Source organism: Kosakonia sp. H7A, assembly GCF_003028445.1.
Taxonomy (GTDB): Bacteria; Pseudomonadota; Gammaproteobacteria; order Enterobacterales; family Enterobacteriaceae; genus Kosakonia; species Kosakonia radicincitans.
In genome coordinates, this window is record NZ_PYTZ01000009.1 from 54,923 (window position 1) to 74,839 (window position 19,917).

A 19,917-nucleotide genomic window follows, 5' to 3' on the forward strand; every position below is an offset into this window, starting at 1 on the left:
GCGAAATGTACCGCCCGTTTATTGCGTCGCTTCCAGCAGCAACAGATCCATTAACAGCACCAGATTCGACTCAAACGACGTAATGCCCGCAGCTTCGGCAGCAAAGTGCACCGCTTCGTCATACAGCGCAAAATGCACATCCGCCAGTTCCGCCAGCGTGTTTGCTGATGCGCGGGTAAAGGCGACGACCGTCATGCCAACCGTGCGCGCAATCCGCGCTTTATCCAGCACCTGCTCGGTTTCACCGCTGCGCGACACGGCAATAAAGACCTGATAACGCGCGGCATTGCTGAGGAAGATATTGCGGCTGTCGCCAGGCCCGGAGATAAACGCCGTCTTGCCCAGCACCTGCAACTTCTTGGTTAAATACTCGGCGAAGAGATAAGAGAACCCCGCGCCATAGAGAAAAAAACTCTCCCGATCGCGCAGCAGCGCGGCGAAGCGGTGACGCTTCTCTTCCGTCACCCACTGGAAGGTGCGCTGGTAATTGGCCATAAACTGCGGGAACAGCGCCGGTAGCTGGTCATGCCCTTCATGATGTTGCTGAGCAATATGCGGTGTGTCGGACAAAAGCTGTTTGCAGTGCCAGATAAATTCGCTGTAGCCGCTAAAGCCAAGTTTCTGACAGAGCCGGATAATGGTGGCGGTGGAAACGTAAGTCGCCTGCGCCAGCTGACGCACGGTGATATTACCCACCAGCAGCGGATGTTCCGTCAGATGTGCAAGCACACGATATTCCGCGCGGGTCAGTGATGCCCCGCGCGTCAGCAAGGGCGCAAGCCGGTTGTCCATTCAGGCCGGTTCGACAGGCAAATCGTCGCGCGCGCCCCATTCACTCCAGGAGCCGTCATACAGCGTCACGTTATTTGCGCCCAGCGTCGTAAGCGCAAGGATCACCACGGACGCCGTGACGCCGGAGCCGCAGCTGGCAATGATCGGCTGGTTCAGGTCAACGCCCTGGCGGCGGAAAATGGCGGCCAGTTCATCGGTGGTTCTCAGTTCACCATCGACCACCAGATCAACCCACGGCACGTTCAGTGCGCCGGGAATATGCCCGCGCTTCAGGCCCGGACGTGGTTCATCGACTTCGCCGGAAAAACGCGGAGCTGGGCGCGCATCGACAATCTGCGCGGTGCCTTCGTGGCTTGCCAGCAGTACATCGGTCAGCTTTTTCACCACGGATGGATCGAAGTTGGCGTTAAAGTCGGATTCCGGCAGCGGCACCTCGCCTTTCTGCAACGGCAGGGCGTCGCGCTGCCAGCCAGCCAGACCACCCGCGAGAATCGAGACATTCTCCACGCCGTAATTGCGCAGCATCCACCATGCGCGCGGCGCGGAGAACAGCGTGCCTTCGTCATACACTACCAGGTGTTTATCCTGGCTGATGCCCAGCTCGCGCATCGCCACGGCGAACGCTTCCGGGCGCGTCAGCATATGCGGTAAGGAGGTGCTGTGGTCGGAAAGGGCTTCGATATCAAAAAAAACCGCGCCGGGAAGATGCCCGTCACGGTACTCCGCACGCATATCGCGATGTTCCTGACCCACTGGCGCCATGCGGGCGTCAATCAACTGGATTTCAGGATCATCGCTATGCTCTATCAGCCAGTCGGCCGCGACAAAAAATGAGGTGGACATGGGGTTCTCCGTGTCATCAATAATTACTCTGAATTGTTAACGTTTTTTCATCACCCTACAAGCCACCTTCGCTAAACCCGCGAGCCAACTCGGTATTTTTATACCGCTTTGCCGTTTTCCCACGCTTTTTGCAGCGCAGGCCAGTAGTCGCGGTTAGCCTCAATCATCTCATCGAGAATCGCTTTGGCATGCTGCATGGTCGGCACTGTGCGGTTCAGGGTAAACGCCTGGAGCGCTTTTTCGTAGCTGCCTTCAATGGTGGCTTCAACCAGCAGTTGCTCCGAGGCCAGTTGCTGCATTAACAGCGTCTGGTGGAAGAGCGGCACTGCACCCATGCGTACCGGTTCCGGGCCGGAGGAAGTGATGTAAGCCGGAACTTCCACCATTGCGTCATACGGCAGATTGGCGATTGCCCCTTTATTTTCCACAATCACCAGGTGGCGCTGGCGAAGATCAAATGCCAGCGAGCAGGCCACATCAACGATAAACGCGCCGTGGACGCCAACATGAAACGCATCGGGCAGGACTCCGCTGCGTTGATACTCCTGTGCGGCGGCAAACAGTTTCTTTTCGCGCCCGTTCATCACTTCATTGGCGCGCGTGTAGTCAGGATCCTGGTGCGCGACGATCTCGTTTGGCATCAGGTAATACTGCAAATACGGGTTCGGCAGATACTCGGGGAAGTGATCCATAATCGGCTTGATATTGCGCCAGGTTTTCACCCATGACGGATCGGCGTGCTGCGGATCCGTTTGCGCGGCGTCTTCGGTCAGCAGGCCAAAGCGGGCAACGTGTTCGCGCAATTCCGGCAGGCGATCTTCGCCATCCACGCGCACCTGCGTAAACCAGCCGAAGTGATTCAGGCCAAAATAATCGACTTCCAGCTTGTGGCGGTCGACGCCGAGGATCGCCCCCATATTGCGCATCGCGGCGACCGGCATATCGCAAATATTCAGCACCCGCGCCTGCGGACGCAGCCGACGCACCCCTTCAGCGACGATCGCCGCGGGGTTAGAGTAATTGACGATCCACGCTTTCTCATCTGCGTAGCGCGTAACCTGATCGATAAGCTCGACCATCGGCAGAATGGTGCGCAGGCCATAGGCCAGCCCGCCGGGGCCGCAGGTCTCCTGGCCTACGACACCATGACGCAGCGGAATCTTCTCATCCTGTTCGCGCATCTTGTACTGACCAACGCGCATCTGGGCAAAGACGAAATGCGCACCGCTGAATGCCGTTTCCGCATCATTCGTTACGGTAAATTTGATGCGCTGGCTGTGGTCGCGGATCACTTTTTCCACCACCGGCGCAATGGTGTTTTGCCGCGCTGCATCGATGTCGTAGAGACGAATTTCCGCCAGCGGGAATGCTTCCAGCTGAACCATCAGGCTTTTCACGATGCCCGGTGTATACGTACTGCCGCCACCGGCGATAGATAAAATAAACGGGGGTTTAACCATTTCTGGACTCCTTCAGAGAAACATCTCAACGGCTTCTCGCATTTTTTTGACATGCAGCCCGTAGACCACCTGAACGTTATTACCTTGTCTGATCACGCCCTTTGCACCGGTCGCTTTCAGTTGCGGTTCGTTAATCACCGCCGCGTCTTTCACCGTGACGCGCAGGCGGGTGTAACAGTTGTCCACCACCTCAATGTTGGCGCGTCCGCCCAGCCCGGCGATAATCGCTTCGCCCATCGCGTCGTTATTGCCTTTCGCCTGGTAATCCTGCTTGCTGTAAAGGCGTGTCTCTTCGTTCTCTTCCTCGCGGCCTGGCGTTTTCATATCGAAGTGCAGAATCAAAAAGCGGAAGATCACAAAGTAGAGGGCGAACATAATGACGCCGACAAGGATATACATCGGCCAGTTCGACTTCTGGATACCGAGCGGCAGGTTGTAGAGAATAAAATCGATGATGCCGTTCGCGCCGATGGCATGAACGCCGAACAACGAGAACAGCATCATGCCGATCCCGGTCAGCACTGCATGCACCACAAACAGCAGCGGCGCAACAAAGAGGAAAGAGAATTCAATCGGTTCCGTCACGCCGACCAGCAGCGAGGTGAGCGCGGCGGGGATCAAAATTGCTTTTGCGGCCGCTTTGCGTTCCGGTTTTGCCGTAACGTACATCGCCAGCGCGGCGGCAGGCAGGCCGAACATTTTACTGATCCCGCGCGCATCCCAGACTACCGTGCTGCTGAGTTGCTTCACGTCAGGACAGGCGATTTCCGCGAAGTAAATGTTTCGCGCACCCTGATAGGTGCTGCCGCAAACATCCGCTGTACCGCCCAGTTCGGTATAGAGAAACGGCGTATAGACCAGATGATGCAGCCCGGTCGGCACCAGAATGCGCTCAAGAAAACCGTACACCGCCACGCCAAATGGCCCGGCGCCTTTAATTGCCAGCGCCAGCGTGCTGATACCGTGCTGGGCGAAGGGCCACAGCTCGCTCATTACCACGCCAAGCACCATCGACACCGGCAGCATAATCATCGCTACAAAGCAGTGACCGGAGTAAATCGCCATCGCGCCGGAAAACTGTACGCCGGAATATTTGTTGTACAGATAACCGCTAAGCGCGCCGGTCAGGATCCCGGCAAATACGCCCATTTCCAGCACCTGTACCCCAAGCACCATGCTCTGACCAGCCGCTTTCATCTGAGCGGCGGGAGCCAGCGCGTCCTGCATTTGCAACGTCACGTTCATGGCATTGATAAACACAATAAACGTCACCAGACCAATCAGCGCGGCGTAGCCTTTATCCCGCGAAGCCAGTCCGACCGGGATACCAACGGCAAATACCAGCGCCAGGTTGGCGAGCACGGAGACCGCGGATTTAGCGATTAACTGGCCGATGTTCTGAATAAGTGGGTGACCGAGGAATGGCAAATATTCGGCCAGATTGCCATTGCCAAAAATATTCCCGACGGCAATAAACAGGCCGACGATGGGCAAAATGAGTACCGGACCAAAGAGGGACTTACCAAAATTTTGTAGGGCATTCACGGCTCTGGACATAATGATCTCTCTTATTAGAACCGCGCACAAAGGTGCACAGACAGCGTAACGTTAGCAGTCTGAAGTAATATTTATCCAGCTATCTTATTGTTTTAAAAACAAATGACTCGCAACGTTACATGTTACGTTACGACCTGTGATCCCCGTAACAATGCCAGCATGATGAGAACGCCGCCTTTGCGAGGCGCTTTCCAGAATTCATCAGACATTTTGTAATTCATGCGGCTGCGCATAATACTAGGTGGGCCTCTTTCAACAGGTTAATGAACCAGGGATAACGAATGAAACCGCTACGTATTGCGGCGCTGACTGCTGCGCTGCTGACCACCCTTACGCTTGCTGGCTGCGATAACAACGATAAACCGAAAGCCGCCAGCGCGCCTGCTGCGTCTTCCACTAGCGCTGAGCAAAAAACGCTTCCTGCCGCGCCGGACAAAGAGAAACTGGCTCAGCTTGCCGCCCGTAGTGAAGGCAAGCCGCTGACGCTGCTGGATGCTTCTGAAGTGCAACTGGATGGCTCCGCCACGCTGGTGCTGACTTTCTCGGTCCCGCTCGATCCTGCGCAGAATTTTGCCTCTACCGTGCATCTGGTGGATAAAAAGAGCGGCAAGGTGGATGGCGCATGGGAGCTGGCACCCAATCTGAAAGAGCTGCGTCTGCGGCATCTGGAGCCGAATCGCGAACTGCTGGTATCGGTCGATCGTGGGCTGGTGGCCCTGAATAAAGCTACCTTCGGCATCGATTATGAGAAAACCATCGCCACGCGCGACGTTCAGCCAAGCGTCGGTTTTGCCAGCCGGGGTTCGCTGCTGCCGGGTAAAGTCGTGGAGGGGCTGCCCGTCATGGCGCTGAACGTCAATAATGTTGATGTTAACTTTTATCGCGTGAAGCCGGAGTCGCTGGCGGCATTTATCAGCCAGTGGGAATACCGCAGCTCGCTCTCGAACTGGGAATCGGACACGCTATTAAAAATGGCCGATTTGGTCTATACCGGCCGCTTTGATCTCAATCCGGCGCGCAATACCCGGGAAAAACTGCTGTTGCCGTTAAGCGGTATCCAGCCGTTGCAGCAGACTGGCGTCTATATCGCGGTGATGAATCAGGCCGGGCATTACAACTACAGCAATGCCGCCACGCTGTTCACCCTCAGCAATATCGGCCTCTCGGCGCACCGTTACCATAACCGGCTGGATATTTTCACCCAGGGGCTGGAAAACGGCGCAGCGCTTTCTGGCATTGAGGTGTCGTTACTGAATGAGAAGGGGCAAACCCTGGCGCAGGCGACCAGCGATGCTGATGGGCACGCTACCCTGAACACCGATAAGGAAGTAGCGCTGGTGCTGGCGCGCAAAGACGGTGAAACCACGCTGCTGGATCTGAAATTACCGGCGCTGGATCTGGCCGAATTCGCTATTGCCGGCGAGCCGGGCTACAGCAAACAGTTCTTTATGTTTGGCCCGCGCGATCTGTATCGTCCTGGTGAAACGGTAATCCTTAATGGCCTGCTACGTGACAGCGACGGTAAACCGCTGGCGGAGCAGCCGGTCAAACTCGAAGTGGTCAAACCGGATGGCCAGGTGGTACGCACAGTGGTCAGCCAGCCGCAGAATGGCCTGTATCACTTTACTTACTCGCTGGATGCCAGCGCGCAAACGGGAATGTGGCATATCCGCGCCAATACTGGCGATAACCTGCCGCGCGAGTGGGGTTTCCACGTTGAAGACTTTATGCCGGAGCGCATGGCGCTGAACATTACGCCGCAGCCAACGCCGGTGGATCCGGCTGCAGATGTGGTGTTCAACGTGAATGGTCACTATCTCTATGGCGCCCCCGCCAGCGGCAATACGTTGCAGGGGCAACTGTTCCTTCGCCCTCTGCGCGACGCGGTAGCCGCGCTGCCTGGCTTCCAGTTTGGCGATATTGCTGAAGAGAACCTGAGCCGCAGCCTGGATGAAGTGCATCTGACGCTGGATAAAGAAGGCCAGGGTGCGGTCAGTACGCCGAGTCAGTGGCAGGAGACGCACTCGCCGTTACAGGTGATTTTGCAGGCCAGTCTGCTGGAATCGGGCGGGCGTCCGGTTACGCGCCGTGCGGAACAGGCTATCTGGCCTGCGCAGTCGCTGCCGGGGATCCGTCCGCAATTTGCCGCTAAAGCCGTTTACGACTACCGCACCGACACCACCGTCAATCAGCCGATTGTTGATGAAGGAAGCAACGCGGCGTTCGATATTGTCTATGCCGATGCCGCCGGGACGAAAAAGGCGGTTAATGATTTGCAGGTGCGCCTGATCCGCGAACGGCGCGACTATTTCTGGAACTGGTCGGAAAGCGAAGGCTGGCAGTCTCAGTTCAACCAGAAAGATCTGGTGGAAGGTGAGCAGAGCCTCAGCCTTGCGGCGGATGAAACCGGCAAGGTGAGTTTCCCGGTGGACTGGGGTTCTTACCGCCTGGAAGTGAAAGGGCCAGATGACACCATCAGCAGCGTGCGTTTCTGGGCCGGTTATAGCTGGCAGGACAACAGCGACGGTGCGGGCGCTGCGCGGCCTGACCGCGTCACCATGAAGCTGGACAAACCGGGTTATAAACCGGGCGACACCGTGAAATTGCACATCACCGCGCCAGCCGCAGGTAAAGGTTACGCGATGATCGAATCCAGCGAGGGACCACTGTGGTGGAAAGAGATTGATGTGCCAGCCGACGGCCTCGATCTGAGTATTCCGCTCGATCAAAAATGGCAGCGTCACGATCTCTACCTCAGCACGCTGGTGATCCGCCCGGGCGATAAATCGAAATCCGCCACGCCAAAACGCGCGGTCGGTTTGCTGCACTTACCGATGGGCGATGAAAACCGCCGACTCAACATTGCGCTGGATGCGCCACCAAAAATGCGTCCCAACCAGCCGCTGACCGTCAAAGTGAAGGCGACGGTGAAAAACGGCGAAACCCCGAAACAGGTGAATGTACTGCTCTCCGCCGTAGATAGCGGCGTGCTGAATATTACCGACTACGTGACGCCGGATCCGTGGCAGGCCTTTTTCGGGCAGAAACGCTACGGCGCGGATATCTATGATATTTACGGCCAGGTGATTGAAGGGCAAGGGCGGCTTGCCGCGCTGCGCTTCGGTGGCGATGGCGATGAAATGAATCGCGGCGGAAAACCGCCGGTCAATCACGTCACTATCATTGCCCAGCAGGCGCAGCCGGTACAGCTGGATGAAAACGGCGAAGGCTTGGTGACGTTACCGATTGGCGATTTCAACGGTGAATTGCGGGTAATGGCACAGGCATGGACGGCAGAGGATTTTGGTAGCAGTGAAAGCAAAGTGGTGGTGGCCGCGCCGGTGATAGCCGAACTGAACACGCCGCGTTTCCTCGGCAGCGGCGACACGTCGCGCCTGACCCTGGATCTCACCAACCTGACCGATCGGCCGCAAACGCTCAATGTTGCCCTCAGCGCCGGGGGATTACTGGCGCTGGAAAGTCAATCGCCGGAGCCGCTCACTTTGTCAGCGGGTGAACGCACCACCGTGTTTATTCCGGTACGGGCGCTGGATGGGTTTGGCGACGGCGAAATTAACGCGCAAATCAGCGGATTGACGCTGCCAGGCGAAACCTTCGCGCCGTTACAGAAGCAGTGGAAAATCGGTGTGCGCCCGCCATTTGCTGCACAAACGGTCAACAGCGGCGCAATGCTTAAACCTGGCGAGAGCTGGCACGCGCCGGAACAACATCTGGCGGGCATTTCATCGGCCACACTTCAGGGGCGCCTGCTGTTGAGCGGCAAGCCGCCGCTCAATATCGCGCGCTACATTCAGGAGCTAAAAGCCTATCCGTATGGCTGCCTTGAACAAACCGCCAGCGGGCTATTCCCGTCGCTTTATACCAATGCCGCGCAGCTTAAAGCGCTCGGTATTAAGGGCGACAGCGACGAACAGCGGCGCGCAGCGGTGGATATTGGTATCTCCAGACTGCTGCAAATGCAGCGCGACGACGGTGGATTCTCGCTGTGGGATAAGAGCGGGCCGGAAGAGTACTGGCTGACGGCGTATGTTACCGATTTTCTGGTCAGCGCTTCGGCGCAAGGATACAGCGTTCCGACGGAAGCGCTGAACAACGCGAATAACCGCTTGCTGCGTTACCTGCAGGACCCTGCAACGATGGCGGTGCGTTATAGCGACGATCTCCCGGCAACGAAATTTGCAGTACAAAGCTATGCCGGGCTGGTACTGGCGCGTCAGCAAAAAGCGCCACTGGGTGCGCTGCGTGAAATCTGGCAGCGTCACGACCAGGCCAAAGCCGGGTTACCACTGATGCAGTTGGGCGTGGCGTTAAAACTGATGGGCGACGCGCAACGCAGCGAACAGGCGCTGGCTCTGGCATTGAAAACGCCGCGGGCGAAGGATAATCGCTGGCTGGCGGATTATGGCAGCGATTTGCGTGACAACGCGCTGATGCTGGCACTGCTGCAAGAGAATACGTTGCTGGAACAGGAGCAGACGCGCCTGCTGACGACGCTCTCGGAACAGGCTTACGGGCAGCGCTGGTTATCGACGCAGGAAAGTAATGCCTTATTTATGGCCGGACGTAATCTGCAAAATGCCTCCGGGGCGTGGCAGGCGCAAACTTCGCTGGAGACGGCGGCGCTCAGTGGCGATAAAACGCAAACCCGTAACCTCGATGCCGATCAACTGGCGGCATTGCAGGTGACCAACAGCGGTAGCTCACCGTTATGGCTGCGCCTGGACAGTAGCGGGTACCCGATGCAGGCACCTGCGCCTTTTGACAACATGCTGCACATTGAACGCACGGTGCTGGGCACTGACGGACGGAGCAAATCGCTCTCATCGCTGAAAAGTGGCGAGCTGGTGTTGGTCTGGCTGGAGGTGAGCGCCAGCCAGAATGTCCCGGATGCGCTGGTGGTGGATTTACTGCCTGCCGGTCTGGATCTGGAAAACCAGAATCTCGCGAGCAGCAGCGCCAGCCTCCAGGAGAGTGGTAGCGAAGTACAGGAGTTGCTTAACCGGATGCAGCAGGCTGACATTCAGCATATGGAGTTCCGTGACGATCGCTTTGTGGCTGCCGTACCAGTGAGCGAAGGCCAGCCGGTGACGCTGGTTTATCTGGCGCGCGCGGTAACGCCGGGGACGTATCAGGTGCCAGCGCCGCAAGTGGAATCGATGTACGTTCCGCAGTGGCGGGCAACCGGCGCGACCCGTAGCCCGATGATTATTGTCCCGTAACGTGAAAAAGCTTCTGTTACATACCCGCTGGCGCTGGCTGGCGGGAGGGCTGTTGTTGCTGATTCTCGGCGTTATTGCTGCGGACAGAATCTGGCCGTTACCGCTGAATGAAGTCGCTCCCGCACGGGTGGTGGTAGCGGAAGAGGGAACGCCGTTATGGCGTTTTGCCGACGCGGAGGGCATCTGGCGCTATCCGGTGACCATCGAAGAGGTTTCGCCGCACTATTTACAGGCGCTCATTCAGTATGAAGATCGCTGGTTCTGGGCGCACCCCGGCGTTAATCCGTTTTCCGTTTTGCGGGCCGCCTGGCAGGATTTGCGCGCCGGACGGGTGGTATCTGGCGGCAGCACGCTGACCATGCAGGTCGCCAGGTTGCTGGATCCGCACCCGCGCACTTTTGGCGGCAAAATCCGCCAGCTATGGCGCGCGATGCAACTGGAGTGGCACCTTTCCAAACGCGAGATCTTCACCCTGTACCTTAATCGCGCGCCGTTTGGCGGCACGTTGCAGGGAGTTGGCGCGGCGAGCTGGGCTTACCTGGGTAAATCACCGGCGAAACTCAGCTATTCCGAAGCGGCACTGTTGGCCGTTTTGCCGCAGGCACCCAGCCGATTGCGGCCGGATCGCTGGCCGCAACGCGCGCAGGCGGCGCGCGACAAAGTGCTGGATCGCATGGTGGCGCAAAAAGTGTGGCCTGCCTCGCAGGTGCAAGAGTCGCGCGAAGAGCCGGTGTGGCTGGCTCCGCGACAGATGCCGCAACTGGCCCCATTATTTGCCCGGCGCATGCTGGCATCCAGTAAGGCGTTGAAGATAACGACCACGCTTGATGCCAGCCTGCAACGGCAACTGGAAGAGATGGCGCTGGGTGTAAAGTCGCGTTTACCGCCGCGCAGTTCGCTGGCGATAATCGTTGTCGATCACACCAACATGAAGGTGCGTGGCTGGGTCGGATCGGTGGATATTAATGATGACAGCCGCTTTAGTCATGTTGATATGGTCAGCGCGGTCCGTTCGCCGGGGTCGGTATTAAAACCCTTTATTTATGGTCTGGCACTTGATGACGGTCTGATTCATCCGGCCTCGCTATTGCAGGACGTTCCGCGCCGGGTGGGAGATTATCGCCCCGGTAATTTCGACAGCGGTTTTCATGGCCCGGTGAGTATGAGCGAAGCGCTGGTAAGATCGCTGAACCTGCCTGCGGTACAGGTGCTGGAAGCCTATGGCCCGAAAACCTTCGCCGCTAACCTGCGCAATGCCGGTCTGCCGTTGATTCTGCCTGCCGGTGCAGAACCCAATCTGGCGATGATCCTCGGTGGCGCAGGAGCGCGGCTGGAGGATATCGCAGCGGCCTACAGTGCCTTTGCCCGTCACGGCAATGCGGGAAGATTACGCATGACGCCGAATGCTCCGCTGGAAGAACGCCGGTTGATGTCGCCGGGCGCAGCGTGGATCATCCGCCGTATTCTGGCTGGCGAAGCACAGCCGGTACCGGATGACATGTTGCCGCAGGTGGTGCCGCTGGCATGGAAAACCGGTACCAGCTATGGCTACCGCGATGCGTGGGCGATCGGTATTAATGCTCGCTATGTGATCGGCATCTGGACGGGGCGGCCGGACGGTACACCCGTTGCCGGTCAGTTTGGTTTCGCCAGTGCAGTGCCGCTGTTGAATCAGGTTAACAACCTGCTGCAACCGCGCTCGGCAATCGAACAATCCCGCCTGCCGCGCGATCCGCGTCCAGCTTCCGTAAGTAGCGGCACCATTTGCTGGCCGGGAGGGCAGAGTCTGCCAGAGGGAGACAGCAATTGTCGCCGCCGCCTGGCAACGTGGTTACTGGACGGTAGCCAGCCGCCAACGCTGCTGATGCCGGAGCAGGAAGGGTTGCACGGCATTCGCTTTCCGCTGTGGTTAAACAGCGCAGGGCGCAGAGTGGCGGCGGATTGCCCGGATGCGCAGCAGAAAACCTGGATTGTCTGGCCGCGACCGCTGGAACCCTGGTTGCCTGTCAGTGAACGTCGCGCTGCGCGCTTGCCTGCCGCCGATCCCCGTTGTCCTCCGCGCGATGATAACGCACCGCCACCGCTGTTACTAAGCGGCGTGCGGGAAGGCGCAGTGATCAAACGCGTTCCGGGACAGGCATTTGCGCTGCTACCGTTGCAAAGCAGTGGTGGAGAAGGGGAGCGCTGGTGGTTTTTAAATGGCGAGCCGTTAACGATGCATACGAGTTTATTGAATCTGCGGCTTGATAAAGCCGGTGAATATCAGTTATTGGTTATGGATGATGCGGGACAGGTTGCGACAGTGCAGTTTACTGTGCAATAACCGCGCAAATGGCGAGTTTGGTGAACAGTGTTGCTAAAACTCGTCTCATTTTAAAAAAATGTTACCTTCATCCATAGGCAACGCCCGCGTTGCTCTTTATAATCCGCGCCACACCTATTCAGGGCAACAGAACAACTTACAGAGGTAAACATGGCTATTGAACGTACTTTTTCCATCATTAAACCGAACGCGGTGGCAAAAAACGTTATTGGCAGCATCTTCTCTCGCTTCGAAGCGGCTGGTTTCAAAATCGTTGGCACCAAAATGCTGCACCTGACCGTTGAGCAGGCGCGCGGTTTCTACGCCGAGCATGAAGGTCGCCCGTTCTTTGACGGTCTGGTTGAGTTCATGACGTCTGGCCCGATCGTGGTTTCTGTACTGGAAGGTGAAAACGCTGTGCAGCGTCACCGCGATCTGCTGGGCGCAACCAACCCGGCGAATGCGCTGGCTGGTACTCTGCGCGCTGACTACGCAGACAGCTTCACTGAAAACGGTACGCACGGTTCCGATTCCGTAGAATCTGCGGCCCGCGAAATCGCTTTCTTCTTTGCTGAAGGCGAAGTTTGCCCGCGCACGCGCTAATCGTGTAACGAGTTTTACACTTTTCTTTGGCAAATGCCGCGTGCAAACGTGGTATCTGTGCGTCAGAATTTGTACAATACTGCGCCCCAGGATGAGCAGATGCTTGCCTGGGGCGCTTCTTTTCAACCCTCCACGGGCCATAACGTGTAATAACGAGGCCGGAATAAAATATGTCTGAACAAATTGCCATGCCTGAGAACGACGCTCTCACGGTTCCAAACAAAGACGCAAAAATTAACCTGCTGGATTTGAATCGTCAGCAGATGCGTGAATTTTTCAAAAACTTAGGTGAAAAACCCTTCCGCGCCGACCAGGTGATGAAGTGGATGTATCACTATTGCAGCGACGACTTTGATGAGATGACCGACATCAACAAAGTTCTGCGCAACAAATTAAAAGAAGTGGCTGAAATTCGCGCCCCGGAAGTTGTGGAAGAACAACGCTCTTCCGATGGCACCATCAAATGGGCGATTGCCGTTGGCGATCAGCGCGTTGAAACCGTTTATATCCCAGAAGAAGACCGTGCAACGCTCTGCGTCTCTTCACAGGTGGGATGTGCGCTGGAGTGTAAATTCTGCTCTACCGCGCAACAGGGTTTCAACCGCAACCTGCGCGTTTCCGAAATCATTGGCCAGGTGTGGCGTGCGGCGAAAATTATCGGCGCAGCGAAAGTCACCGGCACTCGCCCGATCACCAACGTGGTGATGATGGGCATGGGCGAGCCGCTGCTCAACCTGACGAACGTGGTACCGGCGATGGAGATCATGCTGGATGATTTCGGTTTTGGTCTTTCTAAACGTCGTGTCACGCTCTCGACTTCAGGCGTGGTTCCGGCGCTGGATAAGCTGGGCGATATGATTGACGTTGCGCTGGCCATCTCCCTGCATGCGCCAAACGATGAAATTCGTGATGAAATTGTACCGATCAACAAAAAGTACAATATCGAAACCTTCCTCGGCGCCGTTCGTCGTTACATTGGAAAATCCAACGCCAACCAGGGCCGTGTGACCATTGAGTATGTGATGCTGGACCATGTAAACGATGGAACGGAGCATGCACATGAACTGGCCGAACTGCTGAAAGATACGCCGTGCAAAATCAACCTGATTCCGTGGAACCCGTTCCCGGGCGCGCCGTATGGTCGTAGCTCCAACAGCCGTATCGATCGTTTCTGCAAAGTGCTGATGAGCTATGGCTTTACCACCATCGTGCGTAAAACGCGCGGTGATGATATCGACGCCGCTTGTGGTCAGTTGGCTGGCGATGTGATCGACCGCACCAAGCGTACAATGCGTAAGCGTATGCAGGGTGAAACGATTGCGGTGAAGGCGCTGTAAGGCTGCTATGCAGCGCGAAGAATGTGCTGCATTTTATACAAATGTCGAATATTTGGCCTGTACGTATGCAGGCTAATAATAATTACGGTGCGTTTCTCCTGACTTTAAGGCAGTATGTAGTGATGGAACAACGGCTTAGCAAAAAGTGCCTAAAGCTGTTCTGTTATGACGAGCCTGACAGTCTTATACTGTGGGTCTACGTTTAACTGACCCGGTTATTTCGCGGCGCGTGTGGGCATTGTGGCCACACGCGCCTGAATGTTTACTTTTCACGTACCAGTAGTTGTAGCGAATGAATACTGAAGCCACTCAAGACCAAAACGAAGTACAAACCACTGGCGTTCGTCTGCGCAGCGCCCGTGAACAACTTGGACTCAGCCAACAGGCGGTTGCAGAACGCTTGTGTCTGAAGGTCTCCACGGTACGCGATATCGAAGAGGATCGATCGCCTGCCGATCTGGCATCGACGTTTGTGCGTGGTTATATCCGCTCGTATGCCCGCCTGGTGCACATCCCCGAAGAAGAATTACTGCCGATGATCGAGAAGCAAGCGCCGGTCAGAGCGGCGAAAGTTGCTCCGATGCAGACCTTTGCTTTAGGCAAACCGCGCAAAAAACGCGATGGCTGGTTGATGAGTTTTACCTGGCTGGTGCTGTTTGTGGTGGTGGGGTTGACGGGTGCCTGGTGGTGGCAGAATCATAAAGCGCAGCAGGAAGAGATCAGCACGATGGCCGATCAATCCTCTGCGGAACTTAATGCCAGCAACAGCAGCAATAACGCGCAAAGTGTACCGTTGAACAACGATCCTGCCACTGCTGCCGCGACGGACGATAACTCCTCTACGCCGATTGAAGCCCCGGCTCCGGCAACCACTGCACAGGCGCCGGCTACTGCGCAGCAAGCGCCAGCGAATACCGCCAACCAGAACCAGGTGGTTTCTCCGTCTCAGGCGAATGTTGAATCAACTCAGCAGCCTGCTGCAACCGCGAACAATGGGCAACTGCCTACCGATCAGGCTGGTGTTGCTGGCGCTGTCGCCGATACCAATGCGCTGGTGATGAGTTTCAATGCCGACTGCTGGCTCGAAGTGAGCGATGCGACCGGTAAAAAACTGTTTAGCGGCCTGCAACGTAAAGATGCCACGCTCAATCTGACCGGTCAGGCGCCGTATAAATTGAAAATTGGCGCTCCGGCAGCAGTACAGATCCAGTATCAGGGAAAACCTGTCGATCTGAGTCGTTTTATCAGAACTAACCAGGTTGCGCGTCTGACCCTCAATGCCGAACAATCAGCAACACAGTAACAGACGGGCAACGCGGGAGATTTTTCATGCATAACCAGGCCCCGATTCAACGTCGGAAATCGAAACGGATTTACGTGGGGAACGTGCCGATCGGCGATGGGGCTCCCATCGCTGTGCAATCAATGACCAACACGCGCACCACGGATGTGGAAGCGACGGTCAATCAAATCAAGGCGCTGGAGCGCGTCGGTGCGGATATTGTCCGTGTCTCTGTCCCTACGATGGATGCGGCAGAAGCCTTTAAACTTATCAAACAGCAGGTGAGTGTTCCGCTGGTGGCGGACATCCATTTTGACTACCGCATTGCGCTGAAAGTGGCCGAATATGGCGTTGACTGCCTGCGCATCAACCCCGGCAATATCGGTAACGAAGAACGTATCCGCACGGTAGTTGACTGCGCCCGCGATAAAAATATCCCAATCCGCATCGGCGTTAACGCCGGTTCGCTGGAAAAAGATCTGCAGGAAAAGTACGGTGAACCGACACCGCAGGCGCTGCTCGAATCGGCAATGCGTCATGTCGATCACCTCGATCGTCTTAACTTCGATCAATTCAAAGTCAGCGTGAAAGCCTCTGACGTATTCCTCGCCGTCGAATCCTATCGTCTGCTGGCGAAGCAGATCGATCAGCCGTTGCATCTCGGGATCACCGAAGCGGGCGGTGCCCGTGCAGGTGCAGTGAAATCCGCTATCGGGCTTGGCTTACTGCTCTCTGAAGGCATCGGCGATACTCTGCGCATTTCGCTGGCCGCCGATCCGGTAGAAGAGATCAAAGTCGGTTTTGATATTCTGAAATCACTGCGTATTCGTTCCCGCGGGATCAACTTTATCGCCTGCCCGACCTGCTCCCGCCAGGAGTTCGACGTGATCGGTACGGTTAACGCGCTGGAACAGCGGCTGGAAGATATCATTACGCCGATGGATGTCTCCATTATCGGCTGCGTGGTGAACGGCCCTGGTGAAGCGCTGGTCTCCACGCTCGGCGTGACGGGCGGTAATAAGAAAAGCGGCCTGTATGAAGACGGCGTGCGCAAAGATCGCCTTGATAACGCAGATATGATCGCTCAGCTTGAGGCCCGTATTCGCGCAAAAGCGTCAATTCTGGATGAAGCGCGCCGCATCGACGTGCAACAGGTAGAAAAATAACGTAGCTGGGAAGCGACTGGCTTCCCGTGTATGATGAACCCGCCCGGCGCGACCCTGACTCGTCGCGGCCCTGAGGGTTCATTTTTTGTATTCATAAAGAGAATAAACGTGGCAAAGAATATTCAAGCCATTCGCGGCATGAACGATTATCTGCCTGGCGAAACCGCCATCTGGCAGCGCATTGAAAGCACCCTGAAAAACGTGCTCGGCAGCTACGGTTACAGTGAAATCCGTTTGCCGATTGTAGAGCAGACCCCGTTATTCAAACGCGCGATCGGCGAAGTAACCGACGTGGTTGAAAAAGAGATGTATACCTTTGACGATCGCAACGGCGATAGCCTGACGCTGCGTCCTGAAGGTACGGCGGGCTGTGTACGCGCCGGCATCGAGCATGGTCTTCTGTACAATCAGGAACAGCGCTTGTGGTATGTCGGGCCGATGTTCCGCTACGAGCGTCCGCAGAAAGGGCGCTATCGCCAGTTCCATCAACTGGGTGTCGAAGTGTTTGGTCTGCAAGGGCCGGATATCGATGCTGAGCTGATTATGCTTACCGCCCGCTGGTGGCGTGAGCTGGGCATTGCGTCTCACGTTGCCCTTGAACTCAACTCTATTGGTTCGCTGGAAGCACGCGCAACTTACCGCGATGCGCTGGTCGCATTCCTTGAACAGCATAAAGATAAGCTGGACGAAGATTGCCTGCGCCGCATGTATACCAACCCGTTGCGCGTGCTGGATACTAAAAATCAGGACATCCAGACTCTGCTGAACGACGCGCCGAAACTGGGTGATTACCTCGACGACGAATCCCGCGAACATTTCGCCGGGCTGTGCGCTTTCCTTGATGACGCCGGTATCGCGTATACCGTTAACCAGCGTCTGGTGCGCGGTCTTGACTACTACAACCGCACTGTTTTCGAATGGGTGACAACCAGCCTTGGTGCGCAGGGAACCGTCTGCGCAGGCGGTCGTTATGACGGTCTGGTTGAGCAACTTGGCGGTCGCGCGACCCCGGCGGTTGGCTTTGCGATGGGCCTTGAACGACTTGTTTTGTTGGTTCAGGCAGTTAATCCGGAATTTAAAGCAGAATCCGTTGTCGATATATACCTGGTGGCGTCAGGCGCCAATACGCAGTCCGCTGCAATGCAGTTGGGCGAACAGGTACGCGATGCGTTGCCTGGCGTGAGGCTGATGATGAACCACGGCGGCGGCAATTTCAAAAAGCAATTCGCTCGTGCAGATAAGTGGGGCGCTCGCGTCGCACTGGTGCTCGGCGAGTCTGAAATCGCCGACGGTAATGTTGTGGTGAAGGATTTACGCTCTGGTGAACAGAGTACGGTAACGCAGGATAGCGTTGCAGCGCATTTGCGCACACTACTGGGCTAATCTCGCCGGTGAATTATCGTTAAGGAGAAGGATTGCGTGGAAATTTACGAGAACGAAAACGACCAGGTTGACGCTATCAAGCGCTTCTTTGCCGAAAATGGCAAAGCGCTGGCTGTTGGGGTTGTTTTGGGTATTGGTGCGCTGATGGGCTGGCGTTACTGGAACGGCCATCAGGCAGATACGGCGAGAGCTTCATCGCAGGCCTATGAAAACGCGATTTCCGCGCTTCAGGCTGATAAGCCAGAGTCGTTCACAGCTGCGGAGAAATTTGCCGCTGACAACAAAAACACTTATGGCGCGCTGGCTTCACTGGAACTGGCACAGCAATACGTAGAAAAAAATGAACTGGATAAAGCAGCCGCGCAATTGCAACAGGGGCTTGCTGCGACCAGTGATGAAAATCTGCAGTCGATGATCAACGTTCGTCTGGCCCGTGTTCAGGTGCAGCAGAAGCAGCAAGACGCTGCGCTCAAAACGCTGGATGCCGTTAAAGGCGAAAGCTGGTCGGCAATTGTTGCCGATCTGCGCGGTGAAGCGCTGTTGAGCAAAGGCGACAAACAAGGTGCGCGCACCGCATGGGAAAACGGCATTAAAAACAATGCTTCTCCTGCGCTCAGCGAAATGATGCAGATGAAAATTAATAATTTGTCCATCTAAGAGGGACCCGATGCAATTGCGTAAATTACTTCTGCCAGGGCTGCTTTCCGTGACGTTATTGAGCGGCTGTTCCCTGTTCAATAGCGAAGAAGATGTTGTCAAAATGTCCCCGCTGCCGGTGGTTGAAAATCAGTTCACCCCGACAACCGCGTGGAGCACTTCTGTCGGCAACGGTATCGGCGATTTCTATTCTAACCTGCACCCGGCATTTGCTGACGGCGTAGTGTATGCTGCCGATCGTCACGGCGTGGTGAAAGCGGTCAGCATTGAAGACGGCCATGAAATCTGGTCGGTCAATCTGGCAGAGAAAGACGGCTGGTTCTCCACGCGCGCTGCGTTGCTTTCCGGCGGTGTAACCGTTTCTGGCGGTCATGTGTACGTCGGTACTGAAAAAGCGCAGGTTTATGCCCTCAATACCAGCGATGGTTCGAAGGCCTGGCATGCAAAAGTTGCTGGTGAAGCACTTTCCCGCCCGGTAGTGAGCGACGGTCTGGTGCTGATTCATACCAGTAACGGCCAGTTGCAGGCGCTGAATGAAAGCGATGGCGCGGTGAAATGGACGGTCAACCTGGATATGCCTGCGCTCTCCCTGCGCGGCGAATCTGCGCCGACTACCGCCTTTGGCGCTGCGATTGTTGGTGGCGATAATGGCCGTGTGAGCGCGGTACTGATGCAGCAGGGGCAGATGATTTGGCAGCAGCGTATCTCCCAGGCGAACGGCCCGACCGAAATCGATCGCCTGAGCGATGTGGATACCACGCCGGTTGTGGTTGACAACGTCGTTTATGCACTGGCTTATAACGGCAACCTGACGGCGCTGGATCTGCGCAGCGGCCAGATCATGTGGAAACGTGAGCTGGGCTCGGTGAGCGACTTCGTTGTTGATGGTAATCGTATCTACATTATCGATCAGAATGACCGCGTTCTGGCACTGACCACCGACGGTGGCGTGACCCTGTGGACGCAAAGCGATCTGCTGCACCGTAACCTTACCGCTCCGGCGTTGTATAATGGTTACATCGTGACAGGCGATAGTGAAGGTTATGTTCACTGGATCAACGTTGAAGACGGGCGCTTCGTCGCGCAGCAGAAAGTCGACAGTTCCGGTTTCCTGACCGAGCCAGTCGTAGCTGGTGGCAAGCTGCTGATCCAGGCGAAAGACGGTACGCTGTACGCACTCTCGCGCTAACTGCGCTGAGTTTGTCGTTTCCGAAGACGGCTCCTGTTGCAGGAGCCGTTTTCCTGTTTTTAAAACGCCGCGCAAATTGCGACGTTTTGCTAATGAATTTCCTGTA

The 19,917-nt window shown here is 56.3% G+C and carries 13 protein-coding genes; 9 read left to right on the plus strand and 4 right to left on the minus strand.

Annotated features, from left to right (window positions below):
- Positions 1-18: 18 nt before the first annotated feature.
- From CWM66_RS23055 to CWM66_RS23070, 4 genes are all read right to left on the minus strand, one after another.
- Positions 19-792, minus strand: coding sequence for a MurR/RpiR family transcriptional regulator (locus tag CWM66_RS23055; protein WP_079517531.1), 774 nt, complete (start codon positions 790-792; stop codon positions 19-21).
- Positions 793-1,635: a 3-mercaptopyruvate sulfurtransferase gene (gene sseA, locus CWM66_RS23060; RefSeq protein WP_035888192.1), complete on the minus strand. Its 843-nt coding sequence runs from the start codon at positions 1,633-1,635 to the stop codon at positions 793-795.
- Positions 1,636-1,733: 98 nt separating this feature from the next.
- On the minus strand, positions 1,734-3,095 hold the full coding sequence (locus CWM66_RS23065; protein WP_007370814.1) for a 6-phospho-alpha-glucosidase: 1,362 nt from the start codon (positions 3,093-3,095) through the stop codon (positions 1,734-1,736).
- Positions 3,096-3,107: 12 nt separating this feature from the next.
- A complete protein-coding gene (locus CWM66_RS23070) occupies positions 3,108-4,652 on the minus strand; it encodes a PTS transporter subunit EIIC (protein ID WP_072441103.1) in 1,545 nt (514 codons plus the stop codon).
- Positions 4,653-4,933: 281 nt separating this feature from the next.
- Here CWM66_RS23070 and CWM66_RS23075 point away from each other — a divergent pair, with 281 nt between their 5' ends.
- The 9 genes from CWM66_RS23075 (at position 4,934) to bamB (ending at position 19,811) form a co-directional block, all read left to right on the plus strand.
- Entirely contained in the window at positions 4,934-9,892 is a 4,959-nt protein-coding gene (locus CWM66_RS23075; protein WP_107147341.1) for an alpha-2-macroglobulin, read from the plus strand.
- A gap of 1 nt (position 9,893) precedes the next feature.
- Complete coding sequence (gene pbpC / locus CWM66_RS23080) at positions 9,894-12,215, plus strand: peptidoglycan glycosyltransferase PbpC (RefSeq protein WP_107147342.1); 2,322 nt, start codon at positions 9,894-9,896, stop codon at positions 12,213-12,215.
- A gap of 150 nt (positions 12,216-12,365) precedes the next feature.
- On the plus strand, positions 12,366-12,797 hold the full coding sequence (gene ndk, locus CWM66_RS23085; RefSeq protein WP_004144312.1) for a nucleoside-diphosphate kinase: 432 nt from the start codon (positions 12,366-12,368) through the stop codon (positions 12,795-12,797).
- A gap of 170 nt (positions 12,798-12,967) precedes the next feature.
- On the plus strand, positions 12,968-14,134 hold the full coding sequence (locus CWM66_RS23090) for a bifunctional tRNA (adenosine(37)-C2)-methyltransferase TrmG/ribosomal RNA large subunit methyltransferase RlmN (protein ID WP_035888181.1): 1,167 nt from the start codon (positions 12,968-12,970) through the stop codon (positions 14,132-14,134).
- A gap of 292 nt (positions 14,135-14,426) precedes the next feature.
- Positions 14,427-15,437, plus strand: coding sequence for a cytoskeleton protein RodZ (rodZ, locus tag CWM66_RS23100; RefSeq protein ID WP_107147345.1), 1,011 nt, complete (start codon positions 14,427-14,429; stop codon positions 15,435-15,437).
- A 26-nt stretch (positions 15,438-15,463) separates the two neighbouring features.
- Complete coding sequence (gene ispG / locus CWM66_RS23105) at positions 15,464-16,582, plus strand: flavodoxin-dependent (E)-4-hydroxy-3-methylbut-2-enyl-diphosphate synthase (RefSeq protein WP_035888176.1); 1,119 nt, start codon at positions 15,464-15,466, stop codon at positions 16,580-16,582.
- Between the two features lie 108 nt (positions 16,583-16,690).
- On the plus strand, positions 16,691-17,965 hold the full coding sequence (gene hisS, locus CWM66_RS23110) for a histidine--tRNA ligase (RefSeq protein ID WP_007370821.1): 1,275 nt from the start codon (positions 16,691-16,693) through the stop codon (positions 17,963-17,965).
- A gap of 36 nt (positions 17,966-18,001) precedes the next feature.
- Positions 18,002-18,622, plus strand: coding sequence for a YfgM family protein (locus tag CWM66_RS23115; protein WP_007370822.1), 621 nt, complete (start codon positions 18,002-18,004; stop codon positions 18,620-18,622).
- Positions 18,623-18,632: 10 nt separating this feature from the next.
- Positions 18,633-19,811 (plus strand): outer membrane protein assembly factor BamB, encoded by a 1,179-nt coding sequence (gene bamB, locus CWM66_RS23120; RefSeq protein WP_107147347.1) that lies wholly within the window; start codon positions 18,633-18,635, stop codon positions 19,809-19,811.
- Positions 19,812-19,917 lie beyond the last annotated feature (106 nt).

Excerpts from the sequence above, each read along its gene's own strand:
- CWM66_RS23055 (WP_079517531.1), bottom strand. The coding sequence starts at position 792 with ATGGACAACCGGCTTGCGCCCTTGCTGACGCGCGGGGCATCACTGACC.
- sseA (WP_035888192.1), bottom strand. The coding sequence starts at position 1,635 with ATGTCCACCTCATTTTTTGTCGCGGCCGACTGGCTGATAGAGCATAGC.
- CWM66_RS23065 (WP_007370814.1), bottom strand. The coding sequence starts at position 3,095 with ATGGTTAAACCCCCGTTTATTTTATCTATCGCCGGTGGCGGCAGTACG.
- CWM66_RS23070 (WP_072441103.1), bottom strand. The coding sequence starts at position 4,652 with ATGTCCAGAGCCGTGAATGCCCTACAAAATTTTGGTAAGTCCCTCTTT.
- CWM66_RS23075 (WP_107147341.1), top strand. The coding sequence starts at position 4,934 with ATGAAACCGCTACGTATTGCGGCGCTGACTGCTGCGCTGCTGACCACC.
- ndk (WP_004144312.1), top strand. The coding sequence starts at position 12,366 with ATGGCTATTGAACGTACTTTTTCCATCATTAAACCGAACGCGGTGGCA.
- CWM66_RS23090 (WP_035888181.1), top strand. The coding sequence starts at position 12,968 with ATGTCTGAACAAATTGCCATGCCTGAGAACGACGCTCTCACGGTTCCA.
- rodZ (WP_107147345.1), top strand. The coding sequence starts at position 14,427 with ATGAATACTGAAGCCACTCAAGACCAAAACGAAGTACAAACCACTGGC.
- ispG (WP_035888176.1), top strand. The coding sequence starts at position 15,464 with ATGCATAACCAGGCCCCGATTCAACGTCGGAAATCGAAACGGATTTAC.
- bamB (WP_107147347.1), top strand. The coding sequence starts at position 18,633 with ATGCAATTGCGTAAATTACTTCTGCCAGGGCTGCTTTCCGTGACGTTA.